This window comes from Klebsiella sp. ZJOU C1 (assembly GCF_035620215.1).
GTDB classification, from domain to species: domain Bacteria; phylum Pseudomonadota; class Gammaproteobacteria; order Enterobacterales; family Enterobacteriaceae; genus Klebsiella; species Klebsiella variicola.
Genome location: NZ_CP141644.1, coordinates 1,724,333 through 1,747,813, shown reverse-complemented (window position 1 = coordinate 1,747,813; position 23,481 = coordinate 1,724,333). Strand labels below are relative to the sequence as shown.

Annotated in this window: 16 protein-coding genes; 9 read left to right on the top strand and 7 right to left on the bottom strand. The window is 57.7% G+C overall.

Annotated elements, in window-relative coordinates; translation table 11 throughout:
* Positions 1 to 98: 98 nt before the first annotated feature.
* Together ftsK and lrp are read right to left on the bottom strand one after the other, a co-directional pair.
* Entirely contained in the window at positions 99 to 4,292 is a 4,194-nt protein-coding gene (gene ftsK, locus SPE70_RS08220) for a DNA translocase FtsK (RefSeq protein ID WP_136047441.1), read from the bottom strand.
* Positions 4,293 to 4,427: 135 nt separating this feature from the next.
* Entirely contained in the window at positions 4,428 to 4,922 is a 495-nt protein-coding gene (lrp, locus tag SPE70_RS08215; protein WP_000228469.1) for a leucine-responsive transcriptional regulator Lrp, read from the bottom strand.
* 532 nt (positions 4,923 to 5,454) lie between these two features.
* On the opposite strand from lrp, the gene trxB reads away from it, so the two are divergent.
* The 5 genes from trxB to infA all read left to right on the top strand — a co-directional run bounded on the left by trxB (position 5,455) and on the right by infA (position 11,340).
* On the top strand, positions 5,455 to 6,423 hold the full coding sequence (gene trxB / locus SPE70_RS08210; protein ID WP_012542328.1) for a thioredoxin-disulfide reductase: 969 nt from the start codon (positions 5,455 to 5,457) through the stop codon (positions 6,421 to 6,423).
* Between the two features lie 114 nt (positions 6,424 to 6,537).
* Complete coding sequence (gene cydD / locus SPE70_RS08205; RefSeq protein WP_022065907.1) at positions 6,538 to 8,304, top strand: heme ABC transporter permease/ATP-binding protein CydD; 1,767 nt, start codon at positions 6,538 to 6,540, stop codon at positions 8,302 to 8,304.
* On the top strand, positions 8,305 to 10,026 hold the full coding sequence (gene cydC, locus SPE70_RS08200; protein WP_042947163.1) for a heme ABC transporter ATP-binding protein/permease CydC: 1,722 nt from the start codon (positions 8,305 to 8,307) through the stop codon (positions 10,024 to 10,026).
* 39 nt (positions 10,027 to 10,065) lie between these two features.
* A complete protein-coding gene (gene aat / locus SPE70_RS08195) occupies positions 10,066 to 10,770 on the top strand; it encodes a leucyl/phenylalanyl-tRNA--protein transferase (RefSeq protein ID WP_008805841.1) in 705 nt (234 codons plus the stop codon).
* A 351-nt stretch (positions 10,771 to 11,121) separates the two neighbouring features.
* A complete protein-coding gene (gene infA / locus SPE70_RS08190) occupies positions 11,122 to 11,340 on the top strand; it encodes a translation initiation factor IF-1 (RefSeq protein WP_001040187.1) in 219 nt (72 codons plus the stop codon).
* A 118-nt stretch (positions 11,341 to 11,458) separates the two neighbouring features.
* Here the strand turns inward: infA and clpA are convergent, their stop codons facing one another.
* Positions 11,459 to 13,738 carry an ATP-dependent Clp protease ATP-binding subunit ClpA gene (gene clpA, locus SPE70_RS08185; protein ID WP_064170514.1) on the bottom strand — a complete coding sequence of 760 codons (2,280 nt, stop codon included), beginning with the start codon at positions 13,736 to 13,738 and terminating at the stop codon, positions 11,459 to 11,461.
* 30 nt (positions 13,739 to 13,768) lie between these two features.
* Entirely contained in the window at positions 13,769 to 14,086 is a 318-nt protein-coding gene (gene clpS / locus SPE70_RS08180; protein WP_002896520.1) for an ATP-dependent Clp protease adapter ClpS, read from the bottom strand.
* Positions 14,087 to 14,411: 325 nt separating this feature from the next.
* On the opposite strand from clpS, the gene cspD reads away from it, so the two are divergent.
* Positions 14,412 to 14,633 (top strand): cold shock-like protein CspD, encoded by a 222-nt coding sequence (cspD, locus tag SPE70_RS08175; RefSeq protein WP_002896516.1) that lies wholly within the window; start codon positions 14,412 to 14,414, stop codon positions 14,631 to 14,633.
* 66 nt (positions 14,634 to 14,699) lie between these two features.
* Here cspD and macB read toward each other — a convergent pair whose 3' ends face one another.
* The 3 genes from macB to SPE70_RS08160 all read right to left on the bottom strand — a co-directional run bounded on the left by macB (position 14,700) and on the right by SPE70_RS08160 (position 19,548).
* Positions 14,700 to 16,640, bottom strand: a complete 1,941-nt coding sequence (macB, locus tag SPE70_RS08170; RefSeq protein WP_008805839.1) for a macrolide ABC transporter ATP-binding protein/permease MacB — start codon at positions 16,638 to 16,640, stop codon at positions 14,700 to 14,702.
* A complete protein-coding gene (gene macA / locus SPE70_RS08165; RefSeq protein WP_008805838.1) occupies positions 16,637 to 17,752 on the bottom strand; it encodes a macrolide transporter subunit MacA in 1,116 nt (371 codons plus the stop codon). Before macA ends, macB begins: the two co-directional genes overlap by 4 nt.
* A gap of 137 nt (positions 17,753 to 17,889) precedes the next feature.
* The gene (locus SPE70_RS08160) at positions 17,890 to 19,548 is read right to left on the bottom strand and encodes an ATP-dependent endonuclease (protein WP_008805837.1); all 1,659 of its coding nucleotides are present in this window, start codon (positions 19,546 to 19,548) and stop codon (positions 17,890 to 17,892) included.
* A gap of 419 nt (positions 19,549 to 19,967) precedes the next feature.
* On the opposite strand from SPE70_RS08160, the gene aqpZ reads away from it, so the two are divergent.
* From aqpZ to hcp, 3 genes are all read left to right on the top strand, one after another.
* Complete coding sequence (gene aqpZ / locus SPE70_RS08155; RefSeq protein WP_002896434.1) at positions 19,968 to 20,663, top strand: aquaporin Z; 696 nt, start codon at positions 19,968 to 19,970, stop codon at positions 20,661 to 20,663.
* A 115-nt stretch (positions 20,664 to 20,778) separates the two neighbouring features.
* Positions 20,779 to 21,678, top strand: a complete 900-nt coding sequence (locus SPE70_RS08150) for a LysO family transporter (protein WP_008805835.1) — start codon at positions 20,779 to 20,781, stop codon at positions 21,676 to 21,678.
* A 143-nt stretch (positions 21,679 to 21,821) separates the two neighbouring features.
* Positions 21,822 to 23,474 carry a hydroxylamine reductase gene (hcp, locus tag SPE70_RS08145; RefSeq protein ID WP_012542336.1) on the top strand — a complete coding sequence of 551 codons (1,653 nt, stop codon included), beginning with the start codon at positions 21,822 to 21,824 and terminating at the stop codon, positions 23,472 to 23,474.
* Positions 23,475 to 23,481: the final 7 nt, after the last annotated feature.

Here is a 23,481-nt window from a genome sequence, read left to right as displayed (position 1 = left end):
CCCGACGCGGGAGCCTCTTCTGTCCCTAATGTAGGACCGCCGACGGCGGCGGAACAGAAGAATTGGCTGATTTTGCGCTTATTTACCCAACTTTGCACTCATTCAAAGGGCGGCGGCGCCAGCACTTCGCGGTTACCGTTATGGCCCTGTTCGCTGACGATCCCCTGCGCTTCCATCTGTTCGATAATGCGTGCTGCACGGTTATAGCCAATGCGGAACTGACGCTGGACCCCGGAAATCGACGCTTTGCGCTTCTCAGTCACAAAACTGACCGCTTGATCGAACAGCGGGTCCAGCTCTTCACCACCGTCGAAACCACCGCCGCCGCCTTCGCTTTCGCTGTCGGAGGTAATACCATCGACGTACTGCGGACGGCCGCGGGCTTTCCAGTCCTGAACCACAGCGTGGACCTCCTGGTCGCGTACAAATGCCCCGTGGACGCGCACCGGCGTGGTAGAGTTCGGTCCGGAGTAAAGCATATCCCCCATACCCAGCAGCGATTCCGCGCCGCCCTGATCGAGAATGGTACGCGAGTCAATTTTACTCGACACGGTAAAGGCGATGCGCGTCGGAATGTTGGCCTTAATCAGGCCGGTAATAACATCTACCGACGGACGCTGCGTCGCCAGCACCAGGTGGATCCCCGCCGCACGCGCTTTTTGCGCCAGACGGGCAATCAGCTCTTCCACCTTCTTGCCGACGGTCATCATCAGGTCGGCGAACTCGTCCACCAGCACCACGATATACGGCAGTTTTTCCAGCACCGGATGTACGGCATCCATGCTGTCGCCCGGCTTCCAGTACGGATCCGGAATCGGACGCCCCATGCGCGCGGCCTCGGCGATCTTCTCGTTATAGCCCGCCAGGTTACGCACGCCCAGCGCTGACATCAGCTTGTAGCGGCGCTCCATCTCGTTGACGCTCCAGCGCAGCGCATTGGCGGCGTCTTTCATGTCGGTGACCACTTCCGTCAGCAGATGCGGAATACCTTCGTAGACCGACAGCTCGAGCATTTTCGGGTCGATCATGATGAAACGCACATCTTCCGGCTGCGCTTTGTAGAGCATGCTGAGGATCATGGCGTTCACACCGACTGACTTACCGGAACCGGTAGTACCGGCAACCAGCAGGTGCGGCATTTTCGCCAGGTCAGCTACCACCGGGTCGCCAGCGATATCTTTACCCAGCACCACGGTCAGCGGCGATGGGTTATCGCGGAACTTGGCGTTGTCGAGCACTTCACGCAGATAGACGGTCTGACGCTTTTTATTCGGCAGCTCAAGACCGACATACGGTTTACCCGGGATCACTTCCACCACGCGCACGGCAACCGTCGACAGCGAACGCGCCAGATCGCGTGACAGGTTAGAGATTCGAGCCGCTTTGACGCCAGGCGCCAGATTCAGTTCGAAGCGGGTGATCACCGGCCCCGGCGAGTAGTTCACCACATCCGCTTTAATGCGGAAATCGGCCAGACGTGCTTCCACCAGTCGCGCCATCTGCTCGAGAGCAAAGGTATCCACCGGCTCGACTTCACTGGGTGGTGGGGTTAACAGATCCAGCGACGGCAACGGCGTGGTCGGTCTTTGCAGCGGACGGCTATCGCCATTGCGCATCAGCAGCGGGTGGATCAGGCTCTCCTGCGGCGCGGGCGCGGCAGGCTGATGCCCCTGCGGGGCAACCGGCTGTTGCTGCTGCACGGGCTGCGGTGCAGTCTGGTAAGGCTGCGGCGGCACTGGCTGAGGGTGTACCGGCTGGTGCTGCGCAGGTTGATAACCCTGCTGCGGAGCGGCGGCCGGTTGTTGATAGTGCGGGGCCGGTTGTTGCGGCTGGACTTCCGGCGTCGGCGTAAACAGCGGCTCGCTCGGCCCCTCATTGACAAGCGTTTTCATCGGCGAGAATTCATAATCCGCCGGCGAGAACGGATTAGCGCCCGGCGGCTGCTCAGCGGCGTAGCGCTGCTGCTGGGTGGCGGCAAACTGGCGCGCCAGCTCCGCTTCCGCCGCAGTGTCGGCGTCATCGTCATCAGTCGCGTTATCGTCTTCCCAGCGATGGCCATAGCGCTGCTGCTGGGTGGCGGCGAACTGGCGAGCCAGTTCATCCTGCTCCATAGCATCCGCTTCCTCATCCGAGAGCAGCTCATCGTCATAATGGGGGTCGCGCTCCGCCTGCCGCGCACGCTGTTCCGCCTCCCGTTGCGACGGTAGCTTGATGCCGTAAGAGGCCAGCTCCCGACGCGTCGGGACACGAACGCGGTTTGGTCGCGGTAGTTTTGGACCAATACCTTCTTTCACCTGGACCCGCGGTCCGCTGGATGCCGGGCTGAACAATGGCGCAGCCGCAGCGGATGCGGCCGTCGCCGAGGTTGCCGCCGCCGCGCCGCCGCTGGCGGCCGTTGCCTGATGCACCCCTGCCGCGACCGCAGAGACCACGGTTGTCTCCACTGGCGGTTTGGACGAGGAGGCTGGCGGCGTCAGCGGTTTAGTGGCAATCGGGCTTTCCGGCTCCGGAATTGGCTGATACCAGGAGGCCAGCAGCTCGCGTTCACGTGCCCGCTTCTCTTCGACTTCTTCGAAGTAATAGAGCGGTGGACGTTTCACCTCTTCCGGCGCAACCTCTGGTTCTGGCTCAGGTGACGGCACTGGCGCGCTTTGCGGCTGATACGCCTGCGGCGCAGGCTGAGCGGCATGCGGATCGTAAGTCGGCTGCTGATACGGCGCCGGCTCTGGCTGATACGCTTGCGGCGCAGGCTGAGCGGCATACGGATCGTAAGTCGGCTGCTGATATGGCGCCGGCTCTGGCTGATACCCTTGCGGCGCAGGCTGAGCGGCATACGGATCGTAAGTCGGCTGCTGATACGGCGCCGGCTCTGGCTGATACCCTTGCGGCGCAGGCTGAGCGGCATACGGATCGTAAGTCGGCTGCTGATACGGCGCCGGCTCTGGCTGGTACGCCTGCGGCGCCGGCTGACCGGCATACGGATCGTAAGTCGGCTGCTGATACGGCGCCGGCTCTGGCTGATACGCCTGCGGCGCCGGCTGACCGGCATGCGGAGCATAAGCCGGCTGCTGATACGGCGCCGGCTCTGGCTGGTACGCCTGCGGCGCCGGCTGACCAGCATGCGGATCGTAAACCGGCTGCTGATACGGTGCCGGCTCTGGCTGGTACGCCTGCGGCGGGTAACCCGCTTCCGGCTGATAAGCAGGCGCAGCGCCCTGATGGCCAGCCGCGGATTCAGCCCACGGCTGTGGCGCGGCAGTGGCCGCCGCCGCTGCGCCCACGGGCTCAGCGATACTATGACCATTCAGCAACGGATCGTAAGGGTCGAAATCGCCAGGGCGCGCGGCGCTGGCGCCGGAGAACAGCACATCATCCTCTGTGGGACGTGCCGCGCTGGCGCCGGAAAACAGGACATCGTCGGCGGCGACAGGCGCACCGCTGGCGCTGTATTGCACCGCCTCTTCACCGTCATCCATCCGTTTGCCGGAGAAAAGCGCCGCGTCGGTTTTACGCCCCATGGGGTTGGTAAACTTCTCGGCCAGACGCTTACGTCGCGCCAGCGCGCTGCGTAAAATACGGGCACGACGCGACTCCTGAGGGGTTGCCGCCTCTTCGTCGTCGTACTCTTCATCGTCATCTTCGTATTCGCCTTCATCGACCCAGGTATCATCGCGACGGGTACGGTTGCTGGCAAAGGTGAGTACCGACAGGATCCCGCCGCCCAGTTTTTCCGCAATGCTGACCCACGACCAACCGGTGAACAGCGTCAGGCCGGCCGCCCAGATGCATAACAGGGCGATGGTGCCGCCGCTGCTGTGCAGCAGCGGTTGCAGCGTGGTGCTCAGCAGGCTGCCGATCACTCCGCCCGAGGCAAAGTACCAGATATCATCGGCGTTAATGGCTGCCAGACCACAGGAGGTCAGGATCAGGGCTAACGCGCCAATGAGGCGCAGGGAAACGGCGAAATAATCAATGTATTCGTCGTTTTCCTGATGCCGCCAGGCAAACCAGCATCCGCCAATAATGATGACCGGGATGGTGTAGGCCATGACGCCAAAAATGAAAAAGAGGGTATCGGCAAGCCAGGCTCCAGGGGCGCCGCCTAAATTATGAATAGGCTCATGCCACGCCGTCTGTGACCAGCTTGGATCCGAGGGGTTAAAGCTCAGTAGTGCCGCCATCAGCCAGATGGCGAAGAGGGAGCAAAGGATGAGCATCGCCTCAAGGAGTCGGCGCCCGCTGCTGAGTTTGGTTAGTTTGACTTCTTTGTCTTCGGTGTATTCCTGGCTCAAGAAAGGCTCTCCAGGTATCAGGCTGTTTCCTGCCTGCTGCTAAAACGGACAACAGCGCCGGGTCTCCCCGGCACTGTTGCTGTATGGATTAACAGGAGTGTAATCAAACTACGTCGATTTTGCACCTGTTCCGTGTTAGCGCGTCTTAATAACCAGACGATTACTTTGCTTGACTTCTTCCATCACCACGTAGGTACGGGTGTCGTTTACGCCCGGCAGGCGCAGCAAGGTCTCGCCCAGTAATTTACGATACGCTGACATATCCGGTACGCGGGTTTTCAACAGGTAGTCGAAATCACCGGAAACCAGATGACACTCTTGAATTTCTTCAAGTTTTTGCACTGCGGCGTTAAATTGCTCAAACACATCCGGTGCGCCACGATTCAGAGTAATCTCAACAAATACCAGAAGTGATGCATCCAGATAATGCGGGTTGAGCAGCGCCGTATAGCCCTGAATAAAACCCTGTCTTTCAAGACGACGCACGCGCTCAAGGCAAGGCGTCGGAGAAAGTCCCACCCGTTTAGAAAGCTCGACGTTAGAAATTCGCCCATCTTTTTGCAATTCATTCAGGATGTTACGATCAATGCGGTCGAGATCTTTGCCAGGTCGCTTCTTGCTATCTACCATTATTATTGTCTCTCTGTATTCCTTCCCTACTCCTGTTCCGGCTCTGTGCCTTCACTGCCAGAGCCCATCCTGTTATTACCCGTACGACAATGGGTAACCCAGGGGTACGTGAGAAGCCCGTTGCCTGACGGCAGTCACCGACATCACGCATGGCGTCTGTCCACACCATGCGTAGATTTCGTTAACCCGGATAAAAATGGCATTTGCGTGCATGAAAATTCGCCGCACGCTAAATACTGCTTTTCTTCTTCCATGAATGTTTTCGCAAAAGCACAGGGGATTGTCAAAGCAAAACATCGATTTTTAGTACAAGATGCCAGATATTCATCATCCCCCCTGGTTGATTCTCATTTTTTCGTCTTATAATTGTCCCGCTGACAGTAGAAATAGTTATATTCTTTGCCGGTAAAATCGCCAATTCATCGGTCGCTTCTATTGCACACATCGTTAACAAAATCGCTGCGCTCTTTTTTTACGTCAACAAATTCCCTACAATCTCTGCCCAATGTATGCCAATTATTATGGGGATCTCATGGGCACAGCCAAACACAGTAAACTGCTTATCCTTGGTTCTGGACCTGCGGGATACACCGCGGCGGTCTATGCCGCACGCGCCAACCTGCAGCCGGTGCTGATCACCGGGATGGAAAAAGGCGGTCAGCTGACCACCACGACGGAAGTGGAAAACTGGCCGGGCGATCCTAACGATCTCACCGGCCCGCTGCTGATGGAGCGCATGCACGAACATGCCGCGAAATTTGAAACGGAAATTATTTTCGACCACATCAGCCGCGTCGATCTGCAAAACCGTCCGTTCCGTCTGACAGGCGATAGCGGTGAGTACACCTGTGATGCGCTGATCATTGCCACCGGCGCATCGGCGCGCTACCTCGGTCTGCCATCGGAAGAGGCGTTTAAAGGCCGTGGCGTTTCAGCTTGCGCCACCTGTGACGGATTCTTCTATCGCAATCAGAAAGTGGCGGTGATCGGCGGCGGTAACACCGCGGTTGAAGAGGCTCTGTATCTGTCCAATATTGCCTCTGAGGTGCATCTGATCCACCGCCGCGACGCCTTCCGCGCGGAAAAAATCCTCATCAAACGTCTGATGGATAAAGTGGCGAGCGGCAACATCGTGCTGCATACCGACCGCACCCTCGAAGAGGTGACCGGCGACCAGATGGGCGTCAGCGGCCTGCGCCTGCGCGATACCAAAAACAGCGACAACGTCGAGTCTCTGGAAGTGGCAGGCTTGTTCGTTGCCATTGGCCACAGCCCGAACACCGCCATCTTTGAAGGTCAGCTGGAACTGGAAAACGGCTATATCAAAGTGCAGTCCGGGATCCACGGCAACGCCACGCAAACCAGTATCCCGGGCGTATTTGCCGCTGGCGATGTCATGGACCATATCTATCGTCAGGCGATCACCTCCGCTGGCACCGGCTGCATGGCGGCGCTGGACGCCGAGCGTTACCTGGACGGTTTGGCCGACGCTTGCAAATAATCTTTACAAGTCAGTAACAAAGGTAAAGAAGGCGACGAAAAGTCGCCTTTATTTTTGCCGCGATGTAACATTGCCGTGCCCAATATTCCCATAACGATACCTGCAAAGCGTGCAATGAATAAAACCCGTCAACAAGAGTTAACCCGCTGGTTAAAACAGCAAAGTATTATCTCCCGTCGCTGGTTGATGATTTCCCGCCTGCTTGGCGTGGCAAGCGGTCTGCTGATCGTCGCGCAGGCCTGGTTCCTGGCGCGGATCCTGCACCGGATGGTGATGGAAAATATTCCGGCAACCGCCCTGCTGCTGCCGCTGACGCTGCTGGTACTGGTCTTTGTGCTGCGCGCCTGGGTGGTCTGGCTGCGTGAGCGGGTTGGTTTTCAGGCCGGGCAGCATATCCGCTATGAAATTCGCCGTCAGGTTCTCGACCGCCTCCAGCAGGCGGGCCCCGCCTGGATCCAGGGCAAACCGGCCGGCAGTTGGGCAACGCTTATCCTTGAGCAGATCGATGATATGCACGATTATTATGCGCGCTACCTGCCCCAGATGACGCTGGCGGCCTGCGTGCCGCTGCTGATCGTTATCACTATTTTCCCGATTAACTGGGCCGCCGCATTGATCCTCCTCGGCACCGCCCCGCTGATCCCGCTTTTCATGGCGCTGGTCGGGATGGGTGCCGCCGATGCCAACCGGCGTAACTTCCAGGCGCTGGCCCGCCTGAGCGGCCATTTCCTCGATCGCCTGCGCGGCATGGAAACCCTGCGTATTTTTCACCGCGGTCAGGCAGAAATCGATAATATTCGCGACGCCTCGCAGGATTTTCGCCAACGCACCATGGAAGTCCTGCGTCTGGCCTTCCTCTCCTCCGGGGTGCTGGAGTTTTTCACCTCCCTCTCCATTGCGCTGGTGGCGGTCTATTTTGGCTTCTCTTACCTTGGCGAGCTGAACTTCGGCCACTATGGCGCGGGCGTCACGCTGATGGCAGGCTTCCTGACGCTGATCCTCGCGCCGGAATTTTTCCAGCCGTTACGTGACCTGGGCACTTTCTACCATGCCAAAGCCCAGGCCGTGGGCGCCGCAGACAGCCTGAAAACGTTTATGGAAACCCCATTGACCCAGCTGGAGCGCGGCGAAAAAACCTTAAATGATAACGATCTGATTGGCGTGGAAGCGCGCGATCTGGTGATCAAATCTCCGGAAGGTAAAGTCCTGGCCGGGCCGCTTAACTTTTCACTGCCTGCTGGCGCACGCGTTGTGCTGGTGGGTCAGAGCGGCTCCGGGAAAAGTTCGCTGCTGAACACACTGCTCGGCTTTTTGCCCTACGAGGGCTCGCTGAAGGTGAACGGCGCAGAGCTGCGCGAACTGGACGCCGATCGCTGGCGCCGCCTGTTAAGCTGGGTGGGACAGAATCCTCAACTACCTGCCGCCACGCTGCGGGAAAATGTGCTGCTGGCATGGCCCGAAGCCAGCGATGCCCAGCTTCGACTGGCGCTGGACAAGGCCTGGGTCAGTGAGTTTATCGCCCTGTTGCCGGACGGGATCCATACCGCCGTGGGCGATCAGGCGGGTCGTCTGTCGGTAGGTCAGGCGCAGCGTATCGCGGTTGCTCGCGCGCTGTTGGTGCCCTGCCGCCTGCTGTTGCTGGATGAACCCGCCGCCAGCCTCGACGCCCATAGCGAACAGCGGGTGATGCAGGCCCTGACCCATGCCTCCACCGAGCAAACCACGCTGCTGGTCACCCACCAGCTCGAGGGACTGGCTGACTGGGATGCCGTCTGGGTCATGCAGGACGGACAGATTATCGAACAAGGCGACTACGCCACGCTGGCCCGTGCCGGTGGGGTCTTCTCGGCGCTGCTGGCCCATCGTCAGGAGGAGATTTAAATGCGCGCACTTTTACCCTATCTGGCGCTCTATAAACGCCATAAATGGATGCTGCTGCTCGGCGTCGTGCTGGCCATCGTGACTCTGCTGGCCAGCATCGGCCTGCTGACGCTCTCCGGCTGGTTCCTCTCCGCCTCAGCGGTGGTGGGTGTCGCCGGGATCTACAGTTTTAACTATATGCTGCCTGCCGCGGGCGTCCGCGGCGCGGCGATTATCCGTACCGCCGGGCGCTACTTCGAGCGTCTGGTCAGTCATGACGCGACCTTCCGCGTGCTGCAGCACCTGCGCGTCTTCACCTTCAGCAAACTACTCCCCCTCTCTCCCGCGGGGCTGGCGCGCTTTCGCCAGGGTGAACTGCTCAACCGGGTGGTGGCCGATGTCGATACCCTGGATCATCTCTACCTGCGGGTGATTTCACCGCTGGTCGGCGCGCTGGTGGTGATTGTAATGGTCACCTGCGGATTAAGCCTGCTCGACGTTACCCTTGCGCTGACGCTCGGCGGCATCATGCTGGTCACCCTGCTGGTTATGCCGCCGCTGTTCTATCGCGCAGGTAAACCAGCCGGCGAAAGTATGACGCAGTTGCGCGGCCAGTATCGCCAACAGCTCACTGCCTGGCTGCAGGGCCAGGCAGAGCTGATGGTGTTTAACGCCAGCGACCGCTACCGCGCGCAAATGGAAAAGACCGAGCTCAGCTGGCAGGACGCACAGCGCCGTCAGGCCGAGCTGACCGCGCTTTCGCAGGCAGTAATGCTGTTAATCGGCGGCATCGCCGTGGTGGCCATGCTCTGGCTGGCGTCCGCCGGCATCGGGGATAACAGCCAGCCAGGGGCGCTGATCGCGCTGTTTGTTTTCTGCGCCCTGGCGGCCTTCGAAGCCCTGGCGCCAGTCACTGGCGCTTTCCAGCATTTAGGTCAGGTGATCGCCTCCGCACGACGGATTTCGCAGATCACCGACCAGCAGCCGGAGGTCACTTTCGTCGAGGGTGAAGCCAGCGTGCCTGCGCAGGTGGCCTTAACCTTCAGGCAGGTTACCTTCCGCTATCCGCACCAGCCCTCCCCCGCCCTGGAGAATATCTCCCTGCAGATTGCCGCCGGAGAGCATATCGCCATTCTTGGCCGGACCGGCTGCGGAAAGTCGACGCTGTTGCAACTCCTCACCCGGGCCTGGGATCCAACGCAGGGAGAGATTTTGCTCAACGACCAGCCGCTGTCCCAGCTCAGCGAAGCCACCCTGCGCCAGACGATGAGCGTGGTGCCGCAGCGCGTCCACCTGTTCAGCGCTACGCTGCGCGACAACCTGCTGCTGGCGGCGCCAGACGCTGACGATACCGCGCTCTGCGCGACCCTCGAGAAAGTGGGGCTGGAAAAACTGCTGGAAGATGGCGGACTGAACAGCTGGCTGGGGGAAGGCGGGCGCCAGCTATCCGGCGGCGAACTGCGCCGGCTGGCGATTGCCCGCGCACTGCTCCACGATGCGCCGCTGATGCTGCTCGATGAGCCGACAGAAGGCCTGGATGCGGCCACCGAAAGCCAGATCCTGCATCTTCTGGCGGAAGTGATGCGCGAGAAAACCGTGCTGATGGTGACTCACCGCCTGCGGGGCCTGGCGCGTTTTAATCAGATAATAGTCATGGACAACGGCCAGATAATTGAGCAAGGTAGTCACGCGGATCTGCTCGCTAAACAGGGCCGGTACTTCCAGTTTAAACAGCGTCTGTAGGCTATTATCTAATTTTTGCTGATGCGTATTGAGGTTAAAATGCGTCTGGTTCAGCTCTCCCGGCATTCTATCGCCTTCCCTTCCCCGGAAGGCGCCCTGCGTGAACCTAACGGCCTGCTGGCGCTCGGCGGCGATCTGAGCCCGGCACGTCTGCTGATGGCCTATCAGCGCGGTATTTTTCCCTGGTTTTCTCCTGGCGACCCGATCCTCTGGTGGTCGCCCGATCCCCGGGCGGTGCTCTGGCCGGAACAGTTTCATCTCAGCCGCAGCATGAAGCGTTTTCATCAGCGTTCGCCTTATCGCGTCACGCTGAATCATGCCTTTGGTGAGGTCATTGAAGGCTGCGCCAGCGATCGTGACGAAGGCACCTGGATAACCAGCAGTATCGTTCGCGCCTATCACCAACTCCATGAGCTGGGCCATGCCCATTCCATTGAAGTCTGGCAAGAGAATACGCTGGTAGGTGGAATGTACGGCGTGGCGCAGGGGGCGCTGTTTTGCGGCGAATCGATGTTCAGCCGGGCTGAAAATGCCTCCAAAACCGCGCTGCTGGTATTCTGTCAGGCTTTTACGCAGAGTGGTGGTAAATTAATCGACTGCCAGGTACTGAACAACCATACCGCCTCATTAGGCGCGGTGGATATTCCCCGCCGCGATTATCTTGACTACCTGTCAGTATTACGCGGCTACCGCCTGCCCGAGCTATTTTGGGTGCCGCGGGTGCTATTTCCGGGCGCGCAATAAAAATGTTTTCAGCACATTTTGCGTCAGGATGGTATAATTGCGCGGTAGAGTAGCTTCTGCCTGTTGCCCCGCCGCCGTTTGGGAATAATAAGAGTCAGATAACGCCCATCGTTCTGTCACTCCCCTTTACGTTTGCGCCTGTCACGCGGCATAGCCGTGTGTGTTCCGGGCAATGCGCCAAAACTACTTCGGCGATTCATACCCGTCATATATCCGTTGCCGGTGTGCTGACTGCGCACCTTGCGGCAAGGCGAATGATTCAGGGTAGATACGTAAAACTTTACTTACATGATGAACTTCGGCATTATCTTGCCGGTTCAAAACTACGGTAGTGATACCCCAGAGGACTAGATGGCCAAAGAAGACAATATTGAAATGCAGGGCACCGTACTTGAAACGTTGCCTAACACTATGTTCCGCGTAGAACTGGAAAACGGTCACGTGGTAACTGCGCATATTTCCGGTAAAATGCGTAAAAACTACATCCGCATTCTGACGGGCGACAAAGTGACTGTTGAGCTGACCCCGTACGACCTGAGCAAAGGCCGCATTGTCTTCCGTAGTCGCTGATTGTTTTCGCCCTTAAGGCGTCAGATGCTGAAGGCCGGGATCATTCCCGGTCTTTTCATATCTGCCGCCGGCAAAAAAAAACCGGCCCAGGGCCGGTTTTTACGTTGAAGACATCGCTTTAGTGGGCGGCTTCCGGTTTGTGCTTCTGCGCGCTCTGGAAATCGTAGGTCAGCGCATTCTTCGCGCTGTCCAGAGACACTGTCACCTGGCCACCATCGACCAGCGAGCCGAACAGCAGCTCGTTCGCCAACGGCTTTTTCAGGTTGTCCTGAATGACGCGTCCCATTGGACGTGCACCCATCGCCCGGTCGTAACCTTTCTCCGCCAGCCAGTCGCGCGCTTCCTGACTGACTTCCAGGGAGACGCCTTTCTGGTCCAGCTGGACCTGCAGCTCGACGATAAACTTGTCGACAACCTGATGGATCACCGTGGTAGAGAGATGATCGAACCAGATAATGTTGTCGAGGCGGTTACGGAACTCCGGCGTAAAGATCTTCTTGATCTCATCCATTGCATCCGGACTGTTGTCCTGCTGAATAAGGCCAATCGATTTACGCTCAGTTTCCCGCACCCCGGCGTTAGTGGTCATCACCAGCACCACGTTGCGGAAGTCCGCTTTACGCCCGTTGTTATCGGTCAGCGTACCGTTATCCATCACCTGCAGCAGCAGGTTAAACACATCCGGATGCGCTTTTTCGATCTCATCAAGCAGCAGCACTGCGTGCGGATGTTTAATCACCGCATCGGTCAGCAGCCCGCCCTGATCGAAGCCAACGTAGCCCGGAGGCGCCCCGATTAAACGGCTGACGGTATGACGTTCCATATATTCGGACATGTCAAAACGCAGCAGCTCAATACCCAGCGCCTTCGCCAGTTGCACGGTCACTTCGGTTTTCCCGACCCCGGTAGGCCCGGCGAACAGGAATGACCCAACCGGCTTGTGCTCATGGCCCAGCCCGGCGCGCGCCATTTTGATGGCTTCGGTCAGCGCCTCAATGGCTTTATCCTGACCGAAGACCAGCATTTTCAGACGGTCGCCAAGGTTTTTCAGCGTATCGCGATCGCTCTGGGAGACACTCTTCTCAGGGATCCGCGCAATGCGCGCCACCACTGACTCGATATCCGCCACATTGACCGTTTTCTTACGCTTGCTGACCGGCATTAAGCGCGCCCGCGCGCCCGCTTCGTCAATGACGTCAATTGCCTTATCCGGCAGATGACGATCGTTAATGTATTTTACCGCCAGCTCAACCGCCGCACGCACCGCCTTAGCGGTATAACGCACGTCATGGTGCGCTTCGTACTTCGGCTTCAAGCCGTTGATAATCTGCACCGTCTCTTCCACCGACGGTTCGGTGATATCGATCTTCTGGAAACGACGGGCCAGCGCACGATCTTTCTCAAAGATGTTGCTGAACTCCTGGTAGGTGGTAGAGCCGATCACCCGGATCTTGCCGCTGGAAAGCAGCGGTTTAATCAGGTTAGCCGCATCGACCTGGCCGCCAGAAGCCGCCCCCGCACCGATAATGGTGTGGATTTCATCAATAAACAGGATGCTGTTGGTATCCTGCTCCAGCTGTTTGAGCAACGCTTTGAAACGTTTTTCAAAATCGCCACGATATTTGGTCCCTGCCAGCAAAGAGCCAATGTCGAGCGAGTAGATGGTGCAGTCGGCCATCACTTCCGGCACATCGCCCTGCACAATGCGCCAGGCAAGGCCTTCGGCGATCGCAGTTTTACCGACGCCGGATTCACCCACCAGCAATGGGTTATTTTTACGGCGACGGCACAGGACCTGAATCGCACGCTCCAGCTCTTTTTCACGGCCGATCAGGGGATCAATGCCGCCGACGCGAGCAAGCTGATTGAGGTTGGTGGTGAAGTTTTCCATACGTTCCTCCCCGCCGGCTTGCTCTTCATTGCCAGGCTGGCTTCCGGTGTTATCGGAAGACTGGCTCGGCTCGTCTTTGCGTGTACCATGAGAAATGAAGTTCACCACATCGAGTCGGCTGACTTCATGTTTACGCAGCAGGTAAGCGGCCTGCGACTCCTGCTCGCTGAAAATGGCCACCAGTACGTTGGCGCCGGTCACTTCGCTGCGGCCAGAAGATTGCACGTGGAAGACGGCGCGCTGCAGCACACGCTGGAAGCTCAGCGTCGGCTGGGTGTCGCGCTCTTCTTCCGTGGCTGGCAGGACGGGTGTGGTTTGTTCGATGAAGGCTTCAAGTTCCTGACGCAATGCCACCAGGTCCACTGAACACGCTTCCAGGGCCTCACGGGCCGAGGGGTTGCTTAGCAGAGCCAGCAGCAAGTGCTCGACGGTCATAAACTCATGACGGTGCTCGCGCGCTCTGGCGAAAGCCATATTTAAACTGAGTTCCAGTTCTTGATTGAGCATAGGCACCTCCCCCAATTTTCATGCCTGTATTCAGGCTTTTTCCAGCGTACACAGCAATGGATGCTCGTTCTCCCTCGCGTACTGATTCACCATAGCGACTTTGGTCTCCGCCACTTCCGCGGTAAACACGCCACAAATCGCCTTACCTTCATAGTGAACCGTGAGCATCAGTTGCGTTGCACGTTCAACATCATAAGAAAAGAATTTTTGTAACACGTCAATAACAAACTCCATTGGAGTGTAGTCATCATTGACTAATATCACTTTATACATAGATGGCGGTTTAATCGCATCACGAACTTCGTCGTCAACCAGGTGCTCGAAGTCCAGCCAATCTCTCTTACTCATCGTCAGTGTTCATCATCGGTTGCTGTTGCCAACAGGCGGAGGCCTGTCGATGACCAGAGGTTATGCTCATCACAAATCTACAACAGATCATAGATAACTATCATCTATCGCTTCTATCCGCGACGGCTGTCACATTCCCCGGCAATAGCGTTAACTGCTTCAAATTTTGACGCATTTTTCGCCGTTCCCCCTCCTCAATCGCTTGACGCGTTTTCGTATTTCTCTAAATTGTAGTGGCGAGAGTTGGCGAGCAATTGAACAACTCGTCACTCCACCACCGGTTCATTCCATCTTACTTATAAAGATTTACGAAGGATGTCGAAGTATGGAAATGGGTACTGTTAAGTGGTTCAACAATGCCAAAGGGTTCGGTTTTATCTGCCCTGAGGGCGGCGGCGAAGACATTTTCGCCCATTACTCCACCATCCAGATGGATGGTTACAGAACGCTAAAAGCCGGACAAGCCGTTCGGTTTGATGTTCACCAGGGGCCAAAAGGCAACCACGCCAGCGTGATCGTCCCTGTGGAAGCGGAAACGGCTGCATAACTCTTTTGCTTCATTGTGTACATCCTGCTAATAAAATGCCAGTCCTTCTGACTGGCATTTTTATTTCTATTCGCGTGCCAGCGCATCCACCGGATCGAGCCGTGCCGCGTTGCGCGCTGGCAGCCAACCAAACAGCACCCCGGTCAACGTCGAACAGAGAAAAGCCGTTAGCAGAGCCAGCGGGGAAAAACCGATCTCCCAGCCGGGCAGAAACAGCTGCAGAATAAATGCGATCATCAGCGATAACGTGACCCCCAGCGCGCCACCGACCAGGCAAACCAGCACCGCTTCGATGAGAAACTGCTGCAGTACATCGCTGGCCCGCGCGCCAACCGCCATGCGGATGCCGATTTCGCGCGTCCGTTCGGTCACCGACACCAGCATAATATTCATTACACCAATACCGCCAACCACCAGGGCAATCACCGCCACCAATGTCAGGAACAGCTGTAAGGTATGTGTGGTCCTTTCTGCGGTTTTCAAGATGCTGTCCATATTCCAGGTGAATACATCTTTTTTACCATGCCGCAGCTCCAGTAGACGCAGCAGCTGTTTCTCCGCGGTTTCACTGTCATAACCTTCATGAACGCGTACCGTAATGGAGTTCAGCCACGACTGGCCCATCACTCTTCCCGCCATGGTGGTGTAAGGCAACCAGACGCGGAGAATTTTACTGCTGCCAAACATTGACTGTTTTTCATCCGCGACGCCGATCACCGTGGCCGGCATATTGCCCACCAGAATCACCTCGCCCACCACTTTCGCTTTATTGGGAAACAGCTGGCGACGGGTATTGCTGTCGAGCACTACCACCTGCGCCCGACTGTTGAGCTGCAGTTCATTAAAGGTATTGCCTTCGCTGAAGGTCATGCCGTAAACATTAAAGTACTGCGGCCCGACCCCCTCCGCGCTGGCGGCAACGTCAATATTGTTGGCGCGCAGGCGCAGGCTTTTCGATACCGCCGGCGTGGCGGAACGCACCCATGGCTGTTTCTGGATCGCCAGCAAATCGTCATACTTCAGCGCCTGCTGATAACGCGGGTCGTCATCGCCAAAATCCTTTCCGGGATAGACATCGATGGTATTGGTGCCGATGGCGCGAATATCCGCCAGCACCATCTGTTTGGCGGCATCACCGACCACCACGATCGATACCACCGACGCAATGCCGATAATAATGCCGAGCATAGTCAGCAGGGTACGCATTTTATTCGCCGCCATCGCCCGCCACGCCATAACCAGCGCTTCGCGAAAGCCACTGGTAAACTGACGCCACGCCGAGGGTTCCGGCTGCTGACGGGCGCGCAGCCCACCGCCCTGGCGGCTGCCGGGCGGATTGCGGACGATCTCGCCATCGCGGATCTCAATGATCCGTTCCGCCTGGGCCGCGACCTGCGGATCGTGGGTGACAATGATGACCGTATGGCCCTGAGCTTTGAGCTGATGCAGGATCGCCATCACCTCTTCGCCGGAATGGCTGTCCAGCGCGCCGGTCGGTTCATCCGCCAGAATCACTTCCCCGCCGTTCATCAGCGCACGGGCGATACTCACCCGCTGCTGCTGGCCGCCGGACAGTTGCGACGGCTGATAGTCAGCCCGATCGCCAAGCCCCAGACGCACCAGCAGATCATGGGCGCGCGCCAGGCGTGCCCGTCGCTCGCTGCCGGCATACACCGCAGGCACTTCAACGTTCTGCGCGGCGGTAAGATGTGACAGCAAGTGGTAGCGTTGAAAGATAAAACCAAAGTGTTCCCGCCGCAGCCGAGCCAGCGCATCGCCATTCAGTTGCGCGATATCGGTTCCCGCCACCCGGTAGGTGCCGCTGGTCGGTTTGTCGAGACAGCCGAGAATATTCATCAGCGTCGATTTGCCCGAGCCGGAGGCACCCACGATCGCCACCATCTCCCCCGCATTGATGCTGAGGGTGATCCCCTTCAGTACCTCAACGCTGCCGTCGCCGGAAGGGTAGCTGCGACGAATATCACGCAGCTCAAGCAGCGCCGTCATTTTGCCGCCCCGCTCGCGCTCTCGCCGACGATCACTTCATCTCCCTCATCCAGCCCCTGCACCACCGCGACGTCGGTATCGTTGCGGGCGCCAATGGCAACCTCACGCTCTTTTACCTCGCCGGTGCGCAACAACCGGACGTGATAGCGGTTATCACCCACCGCGTCACCCAGGGCGCTCAGCGGGATGGTAATCACGTTTTTCACCTCGGCCAGCTGGATATGCACCTGCGCGGTCATGTCGAGACGCAGGATGCCCTGCGGATTCGGCACCTCGAAGCGGGCATAGTAGAAGATGGCGTCATTGACTTTTTCCGGCGTCGGCAAAATGTCTTTCAGCGTGCCTTCATAGCGAGTCAGCGGATCCCCCAGCACGGTAAACCACGCCTTTTGCCCCGGTCTGAGGTGGATGACATCCGCTTCAGAGACCTGCGCTTTGACCAGCATGGTGCTGAGATCCGCCAGCGTCAGAATGTTCGGCGCCTGCTGGGCGGCGATCACCGTCTGTCCCTGCAGGGTGGTAATTTGCGTCACTTCGCCAGCCATCGGCGCCAGGATCCGCGTGTAGTCGAGGTTGGTCTTCGCGGTGTCGAGCGTCGCCTGGTTACGCTTGATTTGCGCTTCAATAGTGCCGATCTGCGCTTGTTTCACCGCCAGATCGGTGGCCGCGGTATCAAGGTCCTGTCGCGAGACCAGCTGGCGCTGCGCCAGCTGCTGCTGACGGGCCAGAGTCACCTGCGCCAGTTTGCTCTCCGCGCGCGCCTGATTGAGCTGGGCACGCAGTTCCATCAGCGTCGCTTCAACCTCTTTAATTTGGTTTTGCGCCTGCTCCGGATCGATAACCCCCAGCAACTGGTCCTTTTTGACCTTATCGCCGATATTGACGTGCAGCGTTTTCAGCTGTCCGCTGACCTGGGCGCCGACGTCAACTTTCCGCAGGGCATCCAGCTTACCGGTGGCCAGCACGCTCTGCTGGAGGTCACCTTTGCGCACCACCAGCGTCTGGTAGTTCGGCAGCGGCGCATTCAGGATCCGCCATCCCCAGACGGCCAGACCCAGCACAACGATCGCTAACAACCACCAGATTGTCCTGCGTTTTCCCTTCACTTTCATTATCCGATTCCTGCTGTTTCCCTGCCGCTCCAGACGGTGATTCTATCCAAACCCGTCGACAACAGAACACCCATTTTTAACGTTGCTTACGTTTTGTTTAGCTACCGGAGAGCTTTGCGCCAGCCCTACGGCGCAGGTTAATCTGCACGACCACGAGCCAGCCACAGTACCCGCGAGAACATTTTCTTTAACAGCGTCGGCACCGCGTCCACCCCGCGTCGGCCGGCCTCCATCGCCACCTCAATCGCCAGGTCGGGCTTGGATGAACGATGGATGGCCTTGGTGATCACCCGCCGCATATTCATAGGGACATTATCCGGGATCTGCGCCACCCGGTGATAAACGTCATCAAATCCCTGGCGATACATAAAGTGCTCCATATCCATCGCGGGCAGGCTCGTCAAATGGTCACGCTCCAGCTCGCGATCGTTATTCAGCAGGCCGAGCACGGTGGCGGCATATTTTTTCCCCGCCTCATCGCCATCCACCAGCACGTGCCACTGGATCCCCATCCGGCGGGCAAATTTGATCAGTGGTTTAAGGCCTGACTGGGCGAACTCGATCACCTTCACGCCCTCGGCATCAAAATGATGGCCACACTGGCGGGCCAGTTCGTTGATAACCCAGGTCTCCGTCTCCCCTTCCACCAGCAGCCAACAGCGGGCGAAGAGCGATGAGGCGCGATTGAAGCGAATATGGAAGGCGATACGCCGGCTGTCTTCGGCATTCATTCCGCCGGGTCCCAGCCGCCATGCCGACACCCTCGACGACTCACGAACCAGTCGACAGACCTGCTCCACCGGCGTCAGGGACAACAGCTCCCCGGAGTTGGTGGTGGTCACGCGCTGCAGCGGCAATAAATTCAGCAGGTGCCAGGCGACAGAGAGCATAATCGGATGCAAACGCGTCTCCGGATCTTCAATCAGCAACAGCGGCCGCGCGTCGCGATCGAGGCGCACCGTCCCTTTTGCCTGCAGGAGGGTGGAAAACAGCCCCAGCAGAATCACCCGATGGCTGCGCCCGCCGGGTTTATCGATCATCCGGTTGATAATATCCAGATAGCGCCAGCTGCGCTGCTCATCATGGGAGCGCCGCCGCATCAGACGATGCCGCGTCTGGGCGCTGCTTTGCTCGGCAAAGTAATGCTCCAGCAGTTGCACCATGGCCGACAACCCCTCGCGGATCTGACCGTCCGATAAATTTTGCGGATGGCTGACCAGCTCCCGGGAGAGAAAATCGAGCTGGCGGGCGGTGATCTCTATCTGCGGCGAATGCGGTACCGTCCCGTTATGGATGCGCCGCATAAAGCGCGCGTCGCGCAGGCGCAGCACCGGCATCAGACGCACCAGGTGTCTGGCCAGATCATCAATATCCTCAACCGCCAGCGCTTCGCCTTCGCCATCGATAAAGCTCCGCAGGGTCATCACGCTGTCGTCATCGGCGAGCTCGCCTTCCAGACGGTAGAACACCCGATGATAACCATCGTCACAAGGTACCCAGCAGCGCTGAAGCGGACGAAAACGCCGGACCCGATGGCGGCCCGGTTCGGTTTCGCGGAAGGTCAGGATAATATGCAAATGGTGCTCGCGCCCCTGGATGTCGCCCGGGGGAAACCAGAAGTCATCGCGTACAAAGTGATAAAGATCGAACTCAGGGGACAAAAGCAGGGTCAGCGCATCAAGCAGACTGGACTTCCCCCACGCGTTCTCCCCGATCAGGACGTTATTTTGCTCCAGCATCAACGACAAACGATTGATACCGCGAAAACCGACGATTTCTACGCGCTCAAGAAGCATATCCCCTCCGCTAAACCACCACTCTCCTTCAGTAATCAACAGTATAGCGAGGGCGACGGCAAGATGACACTCTGCTTAATCGCATCCGTGGCTCATATTCAGCGGATTAAATATATTCATAAAATTACTCACTTATCGCCTATTACCGGCTGTTGATTATTCATCAAACAAAATAGTTTTATTTCAGGCGTTATGATCTACACTATTGATAATCTTCCACGGATAAAGGAAAGACTACACTGGCAAACGGAATCCCTTCACCTTGCCCTAAATCAAATAATATCAATATATTTAACTGGCTCTGGGATGGCGATTATCTCTAGAATAACGCCGCTTTATTTTTATCGTCATCCCTTATCACGATAAATAAAGACCGGCACGGTCCGCTCGTGCGCGTATACAATTTAATTGAGGTGGTTATGTTCAGAAAATTAGCAGCAGAATGCTTCGGCACTTTCTGGCTTGTATTTGGTGGCTGCGGTAGCGCTGTGCTTGCCGCAGCCTTCCCTGAGCTCGGTATTGGTTTTGCCGGCGTCGCGCTGGCATTTGGCTTAACGGTATTAACTATGGCATTTGCGGTCGGCCATATTTCCGGGGGGCATTTCAACCCGGCGGTGACCCTGGGCCTGTGGGCCGGCGGCCGTTTCCCGGCGAAAGAAGTCATTGGCTATATTATCGCTCAGGTGGTCGGCGGCATTATTGCCGCGGCGGTGCTTTACGTGGTGGCCAGCGGTAAAGCCGGCTTTGATGCCGCCGCCAGCGGATTTGCCTCCAATGGCTATGGCGAACACTCCCCGGGCGGCTTCTCCATGCTGTCGGCTATCGTCATTGAAATTGTCCTGACCTGTGGCTTCCTGCTGGTTATCCATGGCGCGACCGATAAACACGCACCGGCGGGCTTTGCGCCGATCGCTATCGGCCTGGCGCTGACCCTCATCCATTTGATCAGCATTCCGGTTACCAACACCTCGGTCAACCCGGCGCGCAGCACCGCGGTAGCGATTTTCCAGGGCGGCTGGGCGCTGCAGCAGCTGTGGCTGTTCTGGGTCATGCCGATCGTCGGCGGGATCCTCGGCGGCGTGCTGTATCGCACCCTGCTGGAAAAACGCGATTAATCCTTTGTAAAGCCCGGGTTTCCGGGCTTTTTCTTTCTGGTGGCAGCTTTACTCGGCCCGGTGATTTGGGTAGTGTCATGGGCGCTATTCTCATTATGCAAGGGCTGCATCGTTCATGTTATCGGGACTCTTCATCATTCTGTTGCCGCTGGTTGTCGGCTATCTGGTGCCACTTCGTCAACCCTCCGCGCTAAAACTGATTAACCGGATGCTCAGCTGGATTGTCTATGTCATCCTTTTCTTTATGGGGATCAGCCTGGCATTCCTCGACAATCTGGCAAGCAACCTGCTGGCCATATTGCATTACGCTGCAGTGAGCGTGGTCATCATTTTACTGTGTAATATTGCCGCCCTGTTGTGGCTGGAAAGTAAAATGCCATGGCGCAGTCAGCATCGGCAGGAGAAATTACCTTCGCGCCTGGCCATGGCCCTGGAATCGCTGCAGCTGTGCGGCGTGGTCGTGCTCGGTTTTCTGCTCGGCCTGACCGGCCTGTCTTTTTTACAGCACGCGACCGAAGCCAGCGAATATACGCTGATCTTTCTCCTGTTCCTCGTCGGTATTCAATTACGCAATAATGGAATGAGTCTGCGACAAATAGTCCTTAACCGTCGGGGAATGATCGTCGCCATGGTGGTTATGGCCAGTTCATTACTTGGCGGGATACTTAACGCCTTTATTCTCGGTCTGCCGTTAAAGACCGGTCTGGCGATGGCGAGCGGTTTCGGCTGGTATTCGCTCTCCGGTATTTTACTCACTGAATCCTTTGGCCCGGTGATCGGCAGCGCGGCGTTCTTTAACGATCTGTGTCGCGAGCTGCTGGCTATCATGTTAATTCCGGGCCTTGTTCGCCGCAGCCGCTCCACAGCGCTGGGGCTGTGCGGCGCCACTTCGATGGACTTCACCTTACCGGTACTCCAGCGTTCCGGCGGCGTCGAGATTGTTCCTGCCGCTATCGTGCATGGTTTTCTGCTTAGCCTGCTGGTCCCGATCCTTATCGCCTTTTTTACCGCCTGAATACCCGCTGGCGGCAGACTTACTGCCGCCAAATTTGCGCTAAATCAATCTCCCTTTAAGTTGTATCAGAAATGCCTTTTCACCTTGTGCCATGCGGCATAACCTTAAACATGTATATTAAATATAACTTTAAAGGTGTGACCATGTTTTGTGTGCAATGTGAACAAACCATTCGTACCCCAGCCGGCAACGGCTGCTCTTACGCGCAGGGGATGTGCGGTAAAACAGCGGAAACCTCCGATCTGCAGGATCTGCTGATTGCGTCACTGCAAGGCCTGTCCGCCTGGGCGCTCAAGGCCCGCGAATATGGCATTATCGATCATGAGGTCGACAGTTTCGCCCCCCGCGCCTTCTTCTCCACCCTGACCAACGTCAACTTCGATTCTCCACGCATCGTCGGCTACGCCCGCCAGGCGATTGCCCTGCGTGAAGCGCTGAAAGCGCAGTGCCAGAACCTCGACGCCAGCGCCGCGGTTGATAACCCGGTAGCCGATTTACACCTGGTCAGCGACGATCTGGGTGACCTGCAGCGTCAGGCGGCAGACTATGCCCCAAATAAAGATAAAGCCGCCATCGGCGAGAATATTCTCGGTCTGCGTCTGCTGTGCCTGTACGGCCTGAAAGGCGCGGCGGCCTATATGGAGCACGCCCACGTACTCGGCCAGTACGACAACGCGATTTATGCCCAGTACCATAAAATCATGGCATGGCTGGGAACCTGGCCGGCGGATATGAACGCGCTGCTGGAATGTTCGATGGAAATCGGCCAGATGAACTTCCAGGTGATGAGCATCCTTGACGCTGGTGAAACCACTAAATATGGCCACCCGACGCCGACTCAGGTGAACGTTAAAGCCACCGAAGGGAAGTGCATCCTGATCTCCGGCCATGATCTGAAAGATCTGTATAACCTGCTTGAGCAGACGGAAGGCACCGGCGTTAACGTCTATACCCACGGCGAAATGCTGCCGGCGCACGGCTATCCGGAGCTGCGTAAATTCAAACATCTGATCGGCAACTACGGCAGCGGCTGGCAAAACCAGCAAGTGGAATTCGCCCGCTTCCCGGGCCCTATCGTGATGACCTCGAACTGCATCATCGACCCCACCGTCGGCGCCTACGACGACCGCATCTGGACCCGCAGCATCGTCGGCTGGCCGGGCGTGAACCATCTGGAAGGTGAAGACTTCGCCCCGGTTATCACCCAGGCGCAGCAGATGGCGGGCTTCCCGTACAGCGAAATCCCGCATCTGATCACCGTCGGCTTTGGCCGTCAGACCCTGCTTGGCGCGGCGGATACGCTGATCGATCTGGTCAGCCGTGAAAAACTGCGCCATATCTTCCTCGTCGGCGGCTGCGACGGCGCCCGCGGGGAGCGTAACTACTTCACCGATTTCGCCACCAGCGTGCCGGATGACTGTCTGATCCTGACCCTGGCCTGCGGTAAATACCGCTTCAACAAGCTGGACTTCGGCGATATCGAAGGTCTGCCGCGTCTGGTCGACGCCGGGCAGTGCAACGATGCCTACTCGGCAATTATTCTCGCGGTTACGCTGGCGGAAAAACTGGGCTGCGGTGTTAACGACCTACCGCTGTCGCTGGTGCTCTCCTGGTTCGAACAGAAAGCGATCGTCATTCTGCTGACGCTGCTGTCGCTGGGGGTGAAAAACATCGTCACCGGCCCGACGGCGCCTGGCTTCTTCACCCCGGATCTGCTGGCGGTCCTCAATGAGAAGTTTGGTCTGCGGTCCGTGACCACCGTGGAACAAGATATGCAGCAGCTGCTGAGCGCTTAAGGAGTCC